Genomic DNA, 15,725 nt, shown 5'->3' with positions numbered 1-15,725 from the left:
CGCCCGGTCCGCAGGACGGGCACGGCGAGATCGCATAGTGGACTAGTGCAGCCGCCTTGAAAGCGGCCGAGCGGGCGACCGTTCCGTGGGTTCGAATCCCACTCTCGCCGCCGACGACCGAAAGGCCCCCGATGACCGAGAGCTCCACGACCGCCGGGGCCATCACCGCCCCCGACGTCACCGTCCACCTGCTGCGTCCCGCGCCGCCGGTCCGGGCGTTCCTGATCGCCGCCGTGCTCAGCGTGCTGGGCGCCGTGGTCCTCGTCGCCTCGAGCCGCAACGGCTGGCCCCTCGTGGTGCTGGTCCTGGGCGGCGTCCTCGCCGCCGCGGGGGTCGCCCTGCTCGCGGTCGCGGTGGCCACCATGGTGCGCATGCGGGTGCGGGCCGAACTGACCCCCACCGGCTATTCCTTCCGCACGCCGGCCGGCGTACGCCAAGGCACGTGGGCCGAGACCGTGAAGGTCACCGCGTCCGACACGGGCCACCGGCTGAGCTTCGTCCACCGTGACGAGTCGGTCGACCACGTCATGACGCCGCTGGGCCACGACGACCCCGAGATGGGTGAGCTCGTCGCCGACCTCACGCGGCGGCTCGAGGCCAGTCGCCGGGGCTGAGGCTCACATCTCCCAGGGCGGGCGCGGCGGCTGCGCGGCCGCGATCTCCGGCTTGAACTCGCACGAGAAGGACAGGTCCTCGGGCGGGGGGCCGGCGGGAGGGGGAGTGGGAGCGGGGGGCGCGGTGCCGGCAGGGGCGCTGGGCGCCGGCGGCTGGCTCGTCGCCCCCCGGGTGGGGGCCGTCGTCGGAGCCTGCGAGGTCGGCGCCTGGGTCGGCTGCTGCGGGCCTTCCTTGCTCGGCTGCTGGGGCTGCGGCGCCTGGCTCGGGGCGGCCGGCGCCTTCGGCGCCACGGCCGCCAGCGAGCGGGCGCGGACGAGGTTCCAGTCGACGTTGCCGGAGAAGAAGCCGTCGACGCCGTGCTTGAACACCAGCGACTTGGACTTCCCGTTCTTCACCCGCATCGACAGGTCCACCATCGCCGGCAGGATCTCCGACGGCATGTCGGTCTTCACCAGGTCACGCGACGAGCGCGCGATCTCCTCGTAGTGGGTGAGCATCTGGGCGGGGTTCGCCTGCTTGATCACGGCGTCGATGACGCAGCGCTGGCGGTCCATGCGCTGGAAGTCGTCCGCGCCATAGCGGCCACGGGCGAACCACATCGCCTGCGAGCCGTTGAGCTTCTGGTTCGGGCCGGGGCGCAGGGCGCCGGCGGGCTTGATGCCGAGCGAGGTGTCGCCGCCGATCGCGACCCAGGTGTTGATGTTGACCGTCACACCTCCCAGCGCGTCGAGCAGCTTGTGGAACCCCTGCAGCTCCAGCAGCACGTAGTAGTCGAGCTTCAGCCCCGTCGCCTCGCCGACCGCGAGCTTCAGCGCGTCGGCACCCAGGTTGTCGGTCGGTCCCAGCACGTCGGCCGGCACGTTCTCGGGGACGCTCTCATAGACCTCGTTGAGGAGGTTCTGCTCGCTGTCGTTGAAACCGTCGGGATAGTACTGGTGCAGCGGCGAGTCGGCCGGGAACGGAACCCGGGTCGCGTTGCGGGGCAGCGAGATCAGCACGGTGTCGCCGGTCTTCGTGTCGATGCTCGCCACGATGACCGTGTCCGTACGCGTGCCCGTGCGGTCCTTGTCGTAGTCGCCGCCCAGCAGCAGGATGTTGACCCGCGCCTTGTTCTTCCAGGGGTCCCGACCGTCCATCTTCGGGGCGGTGCCCGAACGGATGTCGCTGCCGCGCCTGAAGATCGACGACAGCAGGGAGGCCTGGTCGAAGGAATAGCGCGCCGCGACCGCGAGGGGGGCGGTGATCGAGAAACACAGCAGCCCGACCAGGGCCGCCCCGATGCCGCGCTGGGCCTGGGTGATCCGCTCGGGCCGCAGCCGGAGATGGCTCACCACCACGAGCGCGGCCCAGGCCAGCGCGACCAGGGGCAGCACCACGACCAGGGCCCAGAGGAAGTCGGCGTTGACGCCGAGCTTCAGCAGCGAGTTGCGGTCCACCAGGGCCCACCCGACGAGCAGCAGCACGAGTCCGGCGAAGACCCCGAGCGGCACGGCGCCGAGCCGTCGCAGTCCGGCGCGGATCAACCCGAGGCCCGGCAGGTAGGTCCCGAGCGCGGTCCAGCCGGCAGCCTCACGGAACGTGCGCTGACGCCCGACCCGGCCGGCCACCCGGCGGGGTCGTGTTGGCTGTTGGCTCATGGGGCTCCTCTTCAGTGCTGCGCAGATCCTACCCCCGGGGTGGTCGCGCGACCGACTGCTGCGCGACCGGCGGAGCCCCGCGTACGCGGGTTGCGCGGTGGCGAGGGTCCGCCCGAATGGCTAGACTCTGCTCTCGGGCTTCGGCCCCGGGGAGGCGTCGCCTAGTCCGGTCTATGGCGCCCGCCTGCTAAGTGGGTTTGGGTTTATCGCCCATCGCGGGTTCAAATCCCGCCGCCTCCGCGGACATCGCCGGTCCAGCTCGTCTGGGCCGGCGATCGTCGTTCCCGCACCCCGTCGGGAACTTCCCCACCTCACAGGGAGATCGAAACCATGACCAACCCACCCATGCGCGCCCGCCTCTGGGCGGAGTTCCTCGGCACCTTCTGGCTGGTGTTCGGCGGCTGCGGTTCCGCCGTCCTCGCCGCCAAGGTGCTGACCGATGACGCCAACAAGACCCAACTCGGCATCGGCTTCGTCGGTGTCGCCCTCGCCTTCGGCCTGTCGGTGCTGACCGCGGCGTACGCCGTCGGCCACATCTCCGGCGGCCACTTCAACCCGGCGGTGACCCTCGGCCTGTTCGCGGCAAAGCGGGTCGAGGCGAAGGCCGTGCTGCCCTACATCGTGACCCAGCTCGTCGCCGGCGTCGCCGCCGGTGCGGTGCTCTATCTCGTGGCGTCGGGCAAGGACGGCTTCGCGATCGACGGGTCGGCCGGATCGTTCGCGACCAACGGCTACGGCACGCTGTCGCCCGGCGGTTACAGCCTCTTGGCATGCCTGGTGCTCGAGGTCGTGCTGACGGCGATCTTCCTCTACGTCATCCTCGGCTCGACCGATGACCGCGCGTGGCAGGGTTTCGCGCCGATCGCCATCGGCCTGGCGCTGACGCTGATCCACCTGGTGTCCATCCCGGTCACCAACACGTCGGTCAACCCGGCCCGCTCGCTGGGCGTCGCGGTGTTCAACCCGGCGGCGCTCGGCCAGGTCTGGCTGTTCTTCGTCGCTCCGATCGTCGGTGCTGTCCTCGCGGGGGCGTCGTACGCATGGCTCCACGCGGCTGACCCCGCCCCGGAGGGCGAGGACGAGGTGGCACTGCAGAACGCGAACGCCTGAGTTTCGCCACGCAGAAGGGGCCCGGTCGCCACGACCGGGCCCCTTTTCGTGCGCTGACCGGGTGGGTGGCGACCTGGTGCCGCGTACTCCCGCAGGCTCGGCCACGAAGGTGATGGGGCGTTCCGCGACGCTCGGCGCGAGAACGCCAACGCCGCCGACGGCCTGTTGTCCCTGCGCTATGGCTGGGTCGATTCGGTCGGCCGCGCCTGCGCGACGTCCCGACAGGTCGCGAAGGTGCTGCGTACGCGGGGCTGGGAGGGCGTACGCCTGCTCTGTCCGCGTTGCTGACCGGGCGGGTGGCGACCTGGTGCGGCGTACTCCCGGCATCTGCTCGCCATCCGCGCGGTCAGGACAGCAGAAGGGGCCCTGATCCGACGATCGGGGCCCCTTCGCGCGTCACATCAGGCCTGCAGGCCCTTCTTCAGCGTCTCGAGCTCATCGGCGAGCGAGGTCGGGAGCTTGTCGCCGAACTTCGCGAACCACTCCTCGATGAGCGGCACCTCCTGCCTCCACTCCTCCTTGTCGACCTTCGTCGCGGCCTCGTAGTCGGCCTCGGAGATCGACAGGCCGTCGAGGTCGAGCCCGCCCTCGGTCGGCACCAGGCCGGCGACGGTCTCGACGGCGTCGACCTTGCCCTCGAGGCGATCGCAGATCCATTTGAGTACGCGGCTGTTGTCGCCGAAGCCCGGCCACAGGAAGTCGCCCTCGTCGGACTTGCGGAACCAGTTCACGTAGAAGACGCCGGGCATCTTGTCGCCGCCCTTCTCGCCGACGTTGACCCAGTGCTGCAGGTAGTCACCGGCGTTGTAGCCGATGAAGGGCAGCATGGCCATCGGGTCGCGGCGTACGACGCCGACAGCACCCGTCGCGGCGGCGGTGGTCTCCGAGGAGACCGTCGCGCCCATGAACGTGCCGTGCTTCCAGTCGCGGGCCTGGGCAACCAGCGGGACCGTGGTCGCGCGACGCCCGCCGAACAGGATCGCGTCGACGGGGACGCCCTTGGGGTTGTTGAAGTCCTCCGACAGGATCGGGCACTGGTCGATCGGCGTGGTGAAACGCGAGTTCGGGTGGGCGGCCTTGGTGCCGTCCTCCGGCGTCCACGAGTTGCCGTGCCAGTCGGTGAGGTGCTTGGGCTTGACCTCGGTCATGCCCTCCCACCACACGTCGCCATGATCGGTCAGGGCGACGTTGGTGAAGATCGAGTTGCCCTTCTCGATGGTGCGCATCGCGTTGGGGTTGGTGCCGTAGCCCGTGCCGGGCGCGACGCCGAAGAAGCCGTTCTCCGGGTTCACCGCGTACAGGCGGCCGTCCTCGCCGAACCGCATCCACGAGATGTCGTCGCCGAGGGTCTCGACCTTCCAGCCGGGAATGGTCGGCTCCAGCATCGCGAGGTTCGTCTTGCCGCACGCCGAGGGGAACGCGGCGCAGATGACGAAGCTGCGGCCCTCGGGATTCGTGAGCTTGAGGATCAGCATGTGTTCGGCGAGCCAGCCCTCGTCGTGGGCCATGGCCGAGGCGATGCGCAGCGCGTAGCACTTCTTGCCGAGCAGCGCGTTGCCGCCGTAGCCGGAGCCGAAGGACCAGACCTCGCGCGTCTCGGGGAAGTGGGAGATGTACTTGGTGTCGTTGCAGGGCCACGGGACGTCCTGCTCGCCCTCGGCCAGCGGGGCGCCGACCGAGTGGAGGCACTTCACGAAGGGCTTGTCGTCACCCATCGCCGCGAGGGCGTCGGCACCCATGCGCGTCATGATCTTCATGTTGAGGACGACATATTCCGAGTCGGAGATCTCGACGCCGAACTTCGGGTCGTCGGCGTCCAGGGGTCCCATGCAGAAGGGCATGACATACATCGTCCGGCCGCGCATGCAGCCGTCGAACAGCTCGGTCATCGTCGACTTCATCTCGGCGGGGTCGCGCCAGTTGTTGGTGGGGCCAGCGCCTTCCTCGGTCTCGGTGCAGATGAAGGTCTGGTCCTCGACGCGCGCGACGTCGGACGGGGAGCTCTTGGTGTAGAAGGAGTTCGGCTTGGCGCGCTCGTCGAGGCGGACGAGGGTGCCGGCCGCCACCATCTGGTCGGTCAGCTCCTTCCACTCGGCCTCGGAGCCGTCGCTCCAGCGGACGGCCTCGGGCTTGGTCAGGGACGCGACCTCCTCCACCCAGGCCAACAGCTCCTTGTGGGTGGTGGGCGCGTTCGATGCAACGGTGGCAGTCACGACGGTGTACTCCTGCGGGTAGACCAGTGGATGAGTGGTCTGAATGTAGCCCACTGGGGGCAGTGGTATTAACCCAAACGGGATACTCAGCGAGTGATCCTCCTCACGGAACTGACCCGGGGTCACGTCCGGTCCCAGCTCGGCGGGGAAGTGATTTGGCGAGACGGGGGAGGGTGGTCTAGAGTTATCTCTCGGTCAACCCGCGGGTTCGACCAGGCGCTCGTAGCTTAACGGATAGAGCATCTGACTACGGATCAGAAGGTTGGGGGTTCGAATCCCTCCGAGCGCGCAGATCGCACCACACCAGCAGGCCCCGGTTCACGCCGGGGCCTGCTGGCGTTCCGCGCTCAGAACACAGGCGGCGTACGCGGCGTCGCCACCGCCCGGCGCGCAGTGCCATGCTGGCTCCATGCGAGCCGTCGTCTATGACGCGCCCAGGGCGATGCCCGAGGTGCGCGAGGTGCCCGAACCCCGCTGCCCCGACCACGGAGTGGTCGTCGAGGTGGCCGCCACCGGCCTGTGCCGGTCCGACTGGCACGCCTGGCAGGGCCGCGAGGACGTGCCGCTGCCGCACATCCCGGGCCACGAGTTCGCCGGGGTTGTCGTCGAGGTCGGCCCGGCCGTCACCGGTCACCGACCCGGCCAACGCGTCACCGCGCCGTTCGTGTGCGGCTGCGGCGGCTGCTCCTACTGCCGTGGGGGAGACCCGCAGGTCTGCCCCGATCAGACCCAACCCGGGTTCACCGGCCCGGGCTCGTTCGCCGAGCGGGTGGTCGTCCACCACGCCGACGCCAATCTCGTCCCCCTCCCCGACACCATCGACTTCGCCACCGCCGCGTCGCTCGGCTGCCGGTTCGCCACGGCGTACCGCGGTCTGGTGGGCCACCACCCCGTCGGCGCGGGCGACTGGGTCGCCGTCTTCGGCGCCGGCGGCGTCGGACTCTCGGCCGTGCTGATCGGCCGGGCGTTGGGCGCCCGGGCGATCGCGGTCGACGTCGCCGACGAGGCGCTGGACCGCGCCGCCGAGTTCGGCGCGATCCCCCTGCGCTGGGGCGACGACACCGTGGCCGAGATCCGCGAGCTGTCCGGCGGCGGCGTCCACCTCGGCATGGATGCCCTCGGCCGCCCCGAGCTCGCCGCCGCGTCCATCCGCAGCCTGCGCCGCCGCGGCACGCATGTGCAGGCCGGGCTGCTGCTGGCCGGGGACGCGTCGCCCGCGCTGCCGATGGACATCGTCATCGCCCACGAGTTGTCCATCCACGGCACGCACGGCCTCGCGGCCAAGGACTATCCGGCGATGCTCGCGCTCGTGGAGGAGCGGGCGATCCCCCTGGACCGCCTGGTCGGGCGGCGGATCAGGCTCGACGAGGCGCCCGCGGCCCTCGCCGCGCTGGGGGAGCAGCGGCAGGGCGGGGTGACGGTGATCGAACCGGGCTAGCCCCGACTCACTTCACGTCCGCGGGAACTGCCGCCCACGTGTTGCAGCCCTGGTAGGCCGTCGCCGAACCCGTCGAGGCCTTCGTCCAGCGTGCCTGCGCCGCGCCCGTGCCGTGCGTACGCTGCCACTCCGGCGGAATGCTGTCGTCCATCGAGTCGAGGAACTGGTTCCACTGGGCCTTCGGGATCTTCAGCGGGCTCCACGCACCGGCCAGCATGGCGCCCGACATGCAGGTGGCCTGCAGCTCGATGCGGCGCTCGAGGAGGAGGTTGGCCTCCTCGTCCCCGTCGCGCTGCTCGTAGGGGCTGACGATGCCGGCCTCGCGCTGCAGGTGATGGGAGAACTCGTGGGTCATCACGAGCTGGTGCTCCAGCGCGGAATATTTCGCGGTGTCCTTGCGGTAATAGATGGTGTTGTCGCTGGCGCAATAGAGGCCGGCCCAGCTGTCCATCTCCTCGTCCTGCCGGCACGTGCTGCGCCCGAGGTCGTCCTCCGACCGGAGTGCGGGGCGCCGCACCTCGATGCCCCTGGCCTTCAGCGGTTCGCCGTGGATCGTCATGAGGCACGTCAGCATGCCGTCCAGATAGCCGTGCAGCTCGGTGCTCTTCAGCGTCCCGGTCTTCGCCCTGAACCCGTCGCAGGTCGTCTTCGGCGGCATCGTGACGGCGTACAGGGGGTTGGTCTTGCCGAGGTCGTCCACCTCGGGTCGCGCGGCCTGCGGGGCCTGCGGGCCGGTGGGCGTGGGGGAGGGGGTCGGCGTCGGGGAGGCGGACGCGCCCGGTGCGGGGGTGGCGGGATCGGGGTCGAGGCCGAGCGCCGGCTGCTGGATGAGCGCCTGCGTCGCCACGGCCGCGGCGACGACGGTCGGCACGAGGAACCCAAGAACCGTGGCCCCGGCCCCGCCCCGTTTCGGCGCCGGACGCGGCCGGGCGTACGGGTCGGTCTCATAGGGGCGATAGGGGTCGTACGCGGGACCCTGCTGGAAGGCCGTCACAGGCGGGTACGCGACCGGAGGGGGCGCGGCATGGCCGCGCACGGGCTCCCGCGGCTCGTAGAGGCCGCGGGGTCGTTCGGAGAGGCCGCCGGGCGGCGTACGGGGGTGGTCGAACGGTGCGTGCGGATCGCTCATGGCTTCTCCTTCAACGCCAGTATTGTGCGCCTCCAGAGGTCCCGCCAAGGCGATCCCACGATTTCTCCACCCGAGGTCGAGACTCGGCCCGAGGGTGGCGCGAAGAGTGTCGGAGCGGCGCGGCAGGATGGTCCCATGAAACACGTACGCGTCGGCGCGAGCGGTCTCGAGGTCTCGGCCATCACCCTGGGCTGCATGAGCTTCGGGGTCTCCGAGCGGGGTGCCCACCCCTGGTCCATGCCGGAGGACGACGCGCGCCCCTTCTTCGAACGGGCGCTCGAGCTCGGCATCACCACCTTCGACACCGCCGACATCTATTCCGACGGCACGAGTGAGGAGTTCGTGGGCCGCGCCCTCGCCGACCTGGCCTCGCGCGACGACGTGGTCATCTGCACCAAGGTGAACGGCCGCATGTGGGCGGGCCCCAACGGTGCCGGGCTCTCGCGCCGCCACATCATGACGGCGATCGACGACTCGCTGCGACGCCTGCAGACCGACCACGTCGACCTCTATCAGATCCATCGCTTCGACCCCCACACGCCGATCGAGGAGACCATGGAGGCGCTCCATGACGTCGTGAAGGCCGGCAAGGCGCGCTACATCGGCGCCTCGTCGATGTGGACGTGGCAGTTCGCCCAGATGCAACACGCGGCCGACCTCGGCGGGTGGACCCGGTTCGTGTCGATGCAGGACCAATACTCGCTCCTGTCGCGCGAGGAGGAGCGCGAGATGCACCCCTACTGCCTCGCCACGGGCGTCGGCGTGCTCCCGTGGTCCCCGCTGGCCCGCGGCCGGCTCACCCGCGACTGGCACGAGACCACCGAGCGCCAGCACACCGACGCGTTCGGCCAGGGCCTGTTCACCCAGCGCGAGGACAGTGACCGGGCGATCGTGGAGGCGGTGCGCGACATCGCCGAGGAGCGTGGGGTGTCCCGGGCGCAGGTCGCGCTCGCGTGGGTACGCCAGGCCGAGGCGGTCACGTCGCCCATCGTGGGCGTGACGAAGATGCACCACCTGACCGACGCGGTCGACTCGCTGGCCCTCACCCTCACCGAGGCCGAGCTGTCGCGGCTCGAGGACCCCTACGTGGCCCGCGACCCCGAGGGGTTCTGATGGCGGTCAGCCGCGCGCGTGCGCCGGTTGGCGGGACAGGGCAGACTGGGGCCTCGTGCTGCCCCTCGAACTGACCCACCCGCAGTGGGACCCCGTCGCCCTGCGGCTGGGCCCCATCCAGATCCACTGGTATGCGCTGATGTATCTCGTGGGGTTCGCCCTCGGCTACTACCTGCTCGTTCGACGCCTGCGCCACCAGCCGTACGCCCGCATCACAGAGCCGGCCCGGTGGACCCGCCAGAACGTCGAGGACATCCTCCTGGCGGCCATCGTGGGCGTGATCGTCGGTGGCCGCGTGGGCTACTGCCTGTTCTACAAGCCCGGCTACTACGCCACCCACCCGCTGGAGATCCTGTTCGTCTGGCAGGGCGGCATGAGCTTCCACGGCGGCGCGATCGGCGTGGCCGTCGCCCTGCTGGTGTACGCCTGGCGCGCGAGGCGGCCGTTCCTCGAGGTCACCGACCTGCTCGTGCCGGCCGTCCCGACGGGGCTGGCCGCTGGCCGCATCGGCAACTTCATCAATGGCGAGCTGTGGGGGCGGCCGGCGCCGGCGTCGCTGCCGTGGGCCATGGTCTTCCCGCAGGCCGGCAACGAGCCGCGCCACCCCTCGCAGCTGTATCAGTTCCTGATGGAGGGCCTGCTCCTCGCGGGCCTGCTGTGGTGGTACGCCCGGCGCGAGCGTGCCCGCGGCCAGGTCAGCGGGGCCTTCGTCTTCGGCTATGGCGTGTTCCGGTTCATCGCCGAGTGGTTCCGCGAACCCGACGCCCACCTGGGCGTGCTGGGTCTGGGGCTCTCGATGGGCCAGTGGCTCTGCGTACCCATGATCATCGGTGGCGCCCTGCTGTGGTGGCTCGCGAAGCGGGCGGACAGGCACGCGCCGACGCCGGTGTCGGGCGACGACGCCATCGAGGCGGCGCTGGCCGACGACGACCCACTGGAGGCGAGGGACGAGCCGGAGCCTGTGCCGGCGGACAAGTCCGACGAGACGAAGGACGCCCCCGAGCCCGAGCCCGTGGACCCGTTGCCCGAGCCCGTGGACTCGTTGCCTGAGCGAGCGCCCGTGGACTCGTTGCCTGAGCGAGCGGAGCGAGTCGAAGGCCCCGACCCCGACCCCGACCCCGTTGTCCCCGACGCCCCGAAGCCCCGCGGCTCCACCGCCGCCGACGCCTGACCGATCCCCCTGCCCCCTGATCGCCTTCTGACACCATGGGAACCATGCATCCTGACCTTCTCGCCGGCCGCTACGAGCTGACCGAACGCCTCGCCGGGGGCGGCATGGGTCAGGTCTGGAAGGCCCGCGACCGCACGCTGGAGCGCATCGTCGCGATCAAGACGGTCGACCTGTCCAGCCCCGACGCGACCCTCAGCGAGCGGTTCCGCCGCGAGGCCGTCGCCACCGCGGGGCTGAATCACCCCAACATCGTCCACGTCTACGACGCCGGCACCGACGGGTCGATGGCCTTCCTCGTGATGGAACTGCTGTCTGGTCCGAGCCTCCACCAGTTGATCCGCGAGCAGGGGCCGCTCTCGATCGACGAGGGCCTCCGCCTTGCCCGCGAGATCACGCGCGGCCTGATGGCCGCCCACGCCATCGGTGTCGTCCACCGCGACATCAAGCCGGGCAACGTGATGTATGACCAGGACCGCATCAAGCTGGTCGACTTCGGCATCGCCCAGCTCTCGGAGCGCATGGGGGCCACCCTCACGGCCCCGGCGACCGCGCTGGGGACGGCCGCGTACATGTCTCCGGAGCAGGCCACCGGCACCGGCGCGACGCAGGCGTCGGACTGGTATGCCCTGGGCTGCCTCCTCACCACGGTGTTCACCGGCGAGCCGCCGTTCCGCGGCGACGCCGTCCACGTCGCGACCCAGCAGGTCGACGCCACGCCGCCACGGCTGAGCGAGCGCCGCCCCGACGTGCCGCCGGCGCTCGACGACCTCGTCGACCGCCTGCTGGCGAAGGCTCCTGCCGACCGGCCGTCGGGCCAGCAGGTCCTCGACCAGGTACGCGCCCTCGAGGGCGACCCGAACGCCCCGACGATGCTGATGGCCGCTGCGCCGCCCGCGGCGACCCGGGCCGCGACCGCCGTCCTCCCCGTGACGCCGACCGAGCCCCCGCTTCCCGCGGCGGCCCCGCCCTCGCGGCTCGCCGAACTCGACGACGACGAGCGGCGTCGGTCCCCGTGGCCACTCGTGCTGGTCGGGCTGCTGGTGCTCGCGGCCCTCGGCGCGGCGGCCTACTGGGCCTTCGGTCGACAGGTGCCGCCCGCAGCCCCGCCGAGCGCGATCCCGTCGGCCCCGAGCCAGCCCTCGGTGCCGCCGACGAACCGCCCGCCGGCGACGACGAAGCCGACGCAGGTGCCGACGACCTCGAAGGCCCCCACGACGGCCAGGTCGAGCGCGCCGGCCACGACCGCGCCGCCGACGTCCGCCGCGCCGAGCCAGACGAGGTCGTCCTCCGCCCCGACCTCGACCCGCAGCCCCGGCACCGGTGACCCGCTGCAGCAGGCCATCGACATGGTGGCGAACGAGGATGCCCGCGCCGAGATCCAGGCGGTCGCGCTGAAGAACCGCACCAAGGACCAGGCCAAACAACTCGACAAGACGATGGACAAGCTCCTGAAGGCGGGCTCGCTCACCGAGAGCGAGGCCGAACGGATCCGCGAGGCCACCCAGCTCGAGGAATAATCGGGGGCGCCGCGCGGTTCCATCGGCTAGCTTCGATCACGCTGGCTCGACGACGAGCGCCATCCCACCCTCGAACAGAGCCACTGGAGCCTTCCATGCACGTGCCCGAAACCGCGGCGGCCTCGTCACAGACCGTCGATCCCACCACCCCCGTCAAGATCCGCTGGGACGTGATCGGCCTGCTGCTGGGCGCCGCGTTCGTCGTCATCCTCAACGAGACCACCATGGCCGTCGCGCTGCCGGCCCTCATGTCTGACCTCCATGTCGACGCCAAGATGGCCCAGTGGCTGACGACCGGCTTCATGTTGACCATGGCCGTCGTGATCCCGGTGTCCGGCTTCATCATGGATCGGCTCACCACCCGCCAGGTGTTCCTGACCGCCATGGGCCTGTTCTCGGTCGGCACGCTCATGGCCGGCTTCGCCCCGAGCTTCTGGCCCCTGCTGCTGGCCCGCGTCGTCCAGGCCTCCGGCACCGCGATCATGATGCCGCTGTTGATGACCACGATCCTCGTCCTCGTCCCGATCGACCGCCGCGGCCAGGTCATGGGCCTGGTCTCGGTGGCCATGTCGATGGCCCCGGCCATGGGCCCGACCCTGTCGGGCGCCATCCTCCAGTTCGCCTCGTGGCGCATGATCTTCCTCGTCGTCCTGCCGATCGCGCTCGTCATGTGGGGGCTCGGATTCGCCCGCATGACCAACGTTGGCGAGACGAAGCCGACCCCGGTCGACCCCGTGTCGATCGTCCTGTCCGCCCTCGGCTTCGGCGGCCTCGTGTACGCGCTCTCCCGCATCGGCGAGGGCGGCGGACACGGCGGCCCCGCCATCCTGATCGGCGCGTTCGCGGTCTCCGCGATCGCCCTGGCGCTGTTCGTGTGGCGCCAGGTCGTGCTGCAGCGCGACGACCGCCCCCTGCTCGACCTGCGGACCTTCCGCCACCGCAGCTTCACCCTCGGTATCGCCATCATGATGATCGCCTTCATGTCGCTGATGGGTGTCGTCCTTCTGTGGCCCATCTACCTCCAGCAGGTGCGCGGGCTGTCGACGATGGTGACCGGCCTGCTGCTGCTCCCCGGCGGGCTGTCCATGGGCCTCCTCGGCCCGCTGATCGGCCGCCTGTTCGACCGCTTCGGCGCCCGCCCGCTGGTGGTCCCCGCGACCATCGTGCTGGCGCTGTCGGTGGCCTCGTTCACCCGCGTCGGCCCGACCACGCCGATCTGGATCCTCCTCGCCCAGCACATCATCCTGTCGCTGGCCCTGTCGTTCATCTTCACGCCGGTGTTCACCTCGTCGCTGAACGCCCTGCCTCCCCACCAGTACGGCCACGGGTCGGCCCTGCTCGGCACGCTGCAGCAGGTCGCGGGTGCCGCCGGAGCCGCCATGCTCATCACGGTGATGGCCGAGGGCGCCAAGGGCGCGGCGACGCGCGGGCTGCCCGCCATGGCCGCCGAGCTGGAGGGCCTGCACCTGGCCTTCGGTCTCGGCGCGCTGATGGCCTCGGCGGCCATCGTGATCGCGCTGTTCCTGCGTACGCCGAAGCCGGTGGGCGCGGAGCCCGAGCGCGAACTCGTGGGCGCGGGCGTCTGACGCCAGCGGGCTAGGCCAGGTGGAGCGCCGGGTCGTCGGCGGAGAACGTACGCACCGGTCCCGGCCCGGTCTCGGCGGTCTCGAACCGCACCGTGACCCGGCCCAGCCCCTGGCCCCACACCCAGCCGCGGCCGTGCTGGTCGTGCTCGACGTCGACACCCGGCAGCCACGTGGTCGGACGGCGCCGCTCGCGGGTGTCGGCGACGACCTCCTCGACGTCGGCGCCGTCCGGGGCGCTCGCATCCGCGCCCTCCGGGTCGAGGCTGAACAGCTCCTCCTGGGCCACCGTCGTCAGCCCGGCCACGCCCACGCCGAGCAGGCGTACGCCCTCGCGCACGTCCACCGCCGCCAGGAGTTCGCGCGCGACCCGGGCGATCACCTCGGGGGAGTCGGTCGCGCCGTCCAGCGTCCGCGAGCGCGTGTGGGTCGTGAAGTCCGGGAGCCGCACCTTCAGGGTGATGGTGCGCGCGAACAGATCGCCCGCGCGGATGCGTGAGGCCACCTCGCGTGCGTCGCGTCCCACCAGCGCCTCCAGCTTCGCCCGGTCGCGCTCGTCGTGCTCGAACGTGTCCTCGACCGAGATCGACTTCGCCTCGCGCTCGGGCTGGACCGGACGGTCGTCCTGGGCGCGCGCCAGCGCGTGCAGGTTGGCCCCCGCGGCCTTCCCGAGCTCGCGGCTGAGCTCGGCGTGGCCCATGCGCTGCAGGTCGGCGATGGTGCGTACGCCGAGGCGCTGCAGCCGCTCCATCGTGACCGGCCCGACGCCCGGGATCGCCCGCACGGACATCGGGGCGATGAGCTCCACCTCGGTGCCGGGGGCGACGACGTGGCAGCCGTCGGGCTTGCCGAGCTCGGTGGCGAGCTTGGCCATGAACTTCGACGTGCCGATGCCGACGGAGGCCGTGAGACCGCCGGTCTCCTCGGTGAGGTCCTCCTTGATGCGCGCCACGAGCGCGCGCAGCCCGGCCTCGCTGAAGTCGACGGGTGCGTGCGCGGCCTCGAGGTCGACGAAGGCCTCGTCGAGGCTCAACGGCTCGACCAGCGGTGATACCGCGCGCAGGATGGCCATCACCTGAGAGCTGGCCTCGCGATAGGCGGGAAACCGGCCGGCGAGGAACGCGGCGTGGGGGCAGCGGCGGCGGGCCTCGTGGCTCGGCATGGCGCTGCGTACGCCGAACACCCGCGCCTCATAGGAGCACGTCGAGACCACGCCGCGCTGGCCGATCCCGCCGACGACGACGGGCTTGCCGCGCAGGCTGGGCTTGTCGCGCTGCTCGACCGACGCGAAGAACGCGTCGAGGTCGAGGTGGAGGATCGAGGGCCGGGACCGCACCGCACCATTGTGCCGTCCGGAACCCGCGAGCGCGGAATGCGGCGATCCCCGCCGCGGTGCGCGACGGGGATCGACGGGGGGTACGCCGGTTCAGTCCTCGGGAGCCGGCGGCGGGGGCGGCGGGCGATGACCCTCGGGGGCGTCGGGGTGCTCCGGGGACCGCGGCCCCTCAGGGCGCTCCGGTCCACGGGCCTCGGGCCCACAGTCCTCGTGGCCCCAGCCGCCTCGCCGGCCGCGACGGCCCCGGCGCTCGGAGCCCTCGTCGGTCTCGAAGCCCTCAGGGCGAGGTCCCCGGCGTCCGCCGCGGCGGCGCCCCGGGCCGAATCCGGGACCGAAGCCCGGACCGCCCGGGCCGAACCCGGGTCCGCCGGGTCCGAAGCCGGGCCCGCCCGGACCGAAGCCCGGGCCGGTCCCGCGCCGCTGCACACGCGCGATGCGGACCATGGCGGCGTGCGTGAGCCAGGCATTGGCCGACAGTCCGTCGGCGGCGGCGAGTTCGTCGATCTTGGCCTTGACCGACTGGGGCAGGCGCAGCGACACCCGCGCCAGCTCCTCATCGGCGTCGGCGTCGAAGGCGGCCGTGACGTCGTCATCCGACTCGTCGGTGGCGGCCTCGGTGACGGTGAACCGGGGGGTGAGGCCGTCCATGCGGACCTCCACCCCTCCGGGGATGACGTCGCCGATCTCGGCGGCCGCGTCGGCGACCGCTTCGATCAGCGCGAGGCGAAGGGCGGGCTCGAGCGCGGAGCCCAGCTTCTTCGCCACCTGTTGGCTGTTGTCGTCGGCGAGAGCGGTGGCGTTGGCCAGATGCTCATCGACGGCGGTGAGGTACTTGGAAAGGTCCATGGCGTCAACGTTACGCC

At 71.4% G+C, this 15,725-nt stretch carries 13 protein-coding genes and 3 tRNA genes; 11 read left to right on the top strand and 5 right to left on the bottom strand.

The features are described 5' to 3' along the window. The first annotated feature begins 23 nt into the window (after positions 1 to 23). Both ACYVAG_RS08600 and ACYVAG_RS08595 read left to right on the top strand, forming a co-directional pair. Positions 24 to 110: transfer RNA gene (locus ACYVAG_RS08600), tRNA-Ser, on the top strand. 21 nt (positions 111 to 131) lie between these two features. After that, positions 132 to 614: a hypothetical protein gene (locus tag ACYVAG_RS08595; RefSeq protein ID WP_460768836.1), complete on the top strand. Its 483-nt coding sequence runs from the start codon at positions 132 to 134 to the stop codon at positions 612 to 614. A 3-nt stretch (positions 615 to 617) separates the two neighbouring features. Here the strand turns inward: ACYVAG_RS08595 and ACYVAG_RS08590 are convergent, their stop codons facing one another. Next, positions 618 to 2,252 (bottom strand): LCP family protein, encoded by a 1,635-nt coding sequence (locus ACYVAG_RS08590; protein WP_460768835.1) that lies wholly within the window; start codon positions 2,250 to 2,252, stop codon positions 618 to 620. Between the two features lie 150 nt (positions 2,253 to 2,402). On the opposite strand from ACYVAG_RS08590, the gene ACYVAG_RS08585 reads away from it, so the two are divergent. From ACYVAG_RS08585 to ACYVAG_RS08575, 3 genes are all read left to right on the top strand, one after another. Beyond that, a tRNA-Ser gene (locus tag ACYVAG_RS08585) sits at positions 2,403 to 2,492 on the top strand. Between the two features lie 90 nt (positions 2,493 to 2,582). Next, a complete protein-coding gene (gene aqpZ, locus ACYVAG_RS08580; protein WP_460768832.1) occupies positions 2,583 to 3,362 on the top strand; it encodes an aquaporin Z in 780 nt (259 codons plus the stop codon). A 165-nt stretch (positions 3,363 to 3,527) separates the two neighbouring features. After that, positions 3,528 to 3,650, top strand: coding sequence for a hypothetical protein (locus ACYVAG_RS08575; protein WP_460768829.1), 123 nt, complete (start codon positions 3,528 to 3,530; stop codon positions 3,648 to 3,650). Between the two features lie 113 nt (positions 3,651 to 3,763). On the opposite strand, the gene ACYVAG_RS08570 is transcribed toward ACYVAG_RS08575, so the two are convergent. Beyond that, the gene (locus ACYVAG_RS08570) at positions 3,764 to 5,575 is read right to left on the bottom strand and encodes a phosphoenolpyruvate carboxykinase (GTP) (protein ID WP_460768827.1); all 1,812 of its coding nucleotides are present in this window, start codon (positions 5,573 to 5,575) and stop codon (positions 3,764 to 3,766) included. A gap of 216 nt (positions 5,576 to 5,791) precedes the next feature. Between ACYVAG_RS08570 and ACYVAG_RS08565 the strand changes: the two genes are divergently transcribed. Next, positions 5,792 to 5,864: transfer RNA gene (locus tag ACYVAG_RS08565), tRNA-Arg, on the top strand. 120 nt (positions 5,865 to 5,984) lie between these two features. Continuing rightward, a complete protein-coding gene (locus ACYVAG_RS08560; protein ID WP_460768824.1) occupies positions 5,985 to 7,013 on the top strand; it encodes a zinc-dependent alcohol dehydrogenase family protein in 1,029 nt (342 codons plus the stop codon). Positions 7,014 to 7,020: 7 nt separating this feature from the next. On the opposite strand, the gene ACYVAG_RS08555 is transcribed toward ACYVAG_RS08560, so the two are convergent. Beyond that, positions 7,021 to 8,142 carry a neutral zinc metallopeptidase gene (locus ACYVAG_RS08555; RefSeq protein ID WP_460768822.1) on the bottom strand — a complete coding sequence of 374 codons (1,122 nt, stop codon included), beginning with the start codon at positions 8,140 to 8,142 and terminating at the stop codon, positions 7,021 to 7,023. A 135-nt stretch (positions 8,143 to 8,277) separates the two neighbouring features. Here ACYVAG_RS08555 and ACYVAG_RS08550 point away from each other — a divergent pair, with 135 nt between their 5' ends. From ACYVAG_RS08550 to ACYVAG_RS08535, 4 genes are all read left to right on the top strand, one after another. Next, a complete protein-coding gene (locus ACYVAG_RS08550) occupies positions 8,278 to 9,255 on the top strand; it encodes an aldo/keto reductase (RefSeq protein ID WP_460768820.1) in 978 nt (325 codons plus the stop codon). Positions 9,256 to 9,310: 55 nt separating this feature from the next. Continuing rightward, a complete protein-coding gene (lgt, locus tag ACYVAG_RS08545) occupies positions 9,311 to 10,426 on the top strand; it encodes a prolipoprotein diacylglyceryl transferase (RefSeq protein ID WP_460768818.1) in 1,116 nt (371 codons plus the stop codon). Positions 10,427 to 10,470: 44 nt separating this feature from the next. Continuing rightward, positions 10,471 to 11,943 (top strand): serine/threonine-protein kinase, encoded by a 1,473-nt coding sequence (locus ACYVAG_RS08540; RefSeq protein ID WP_460768816.1) that lies wholly within the window; start codon positions 10,471 to 10,473, stop codon positions 11,941 to 11,943. Positions 11,944 to 12,038: 95 nt separating this feature from the next. Continuing rightward, positions 12,039 to 13,529: an MDR family MFS transporter gene (locus ACYVAG_RS08535; protein WP_460768815.1), complete on the top strand. Its 1,491-nt coding sequence runs from the start codon at positions 12,039 to 12,041 to the stop codon at positions 13,527 to 13,529. A gap of 10 nt (positions 13,530 to 13,539) precedes the next feature. Here ACYVAG_RS08535 and ACYVAG_RS08530 read toward each other — a convergent pair whose 3' ends face one another. Both ACYVAG_RS08530 and ACYVAG_RS08525 read right to left on the bottom strand, forming a co-directional pair. Next, positions 13,540 to 14,862, bottom strand: coding sequence for a DNA polymerase IV (locus tag ACYVAG_RS08530; RefSeq protein WP_460768812.1), 1,323 nt, complete (start codon positions 14,860 to 14,862; stop codon positions 13,540 to 13,542). 90 nt (positions 14,863 to 14,952) lie between these two features. Then, positions 14,953 to 15,708 (bottom strand): hypothetical protein, encoded by a 756-nt coding sequence (locus ACYVAG_RS08525; RefSeq protein ID WP_460768809.1) that lies wholly within the window; start codon positions 15,706 to 15,708, stop codon positions 14,953 to 14,955. Positions 15,709 to 15,725: the final 17 nt, after the last annotated feature.

It is taken from the genome of Mariniluteicoccus flavus (genome assembly GCF_054776655.1).
Note: the sequence above shows the minus strand (reverse complement) of the source record. Positions and strands in the feature narration are given on the sequence as shown.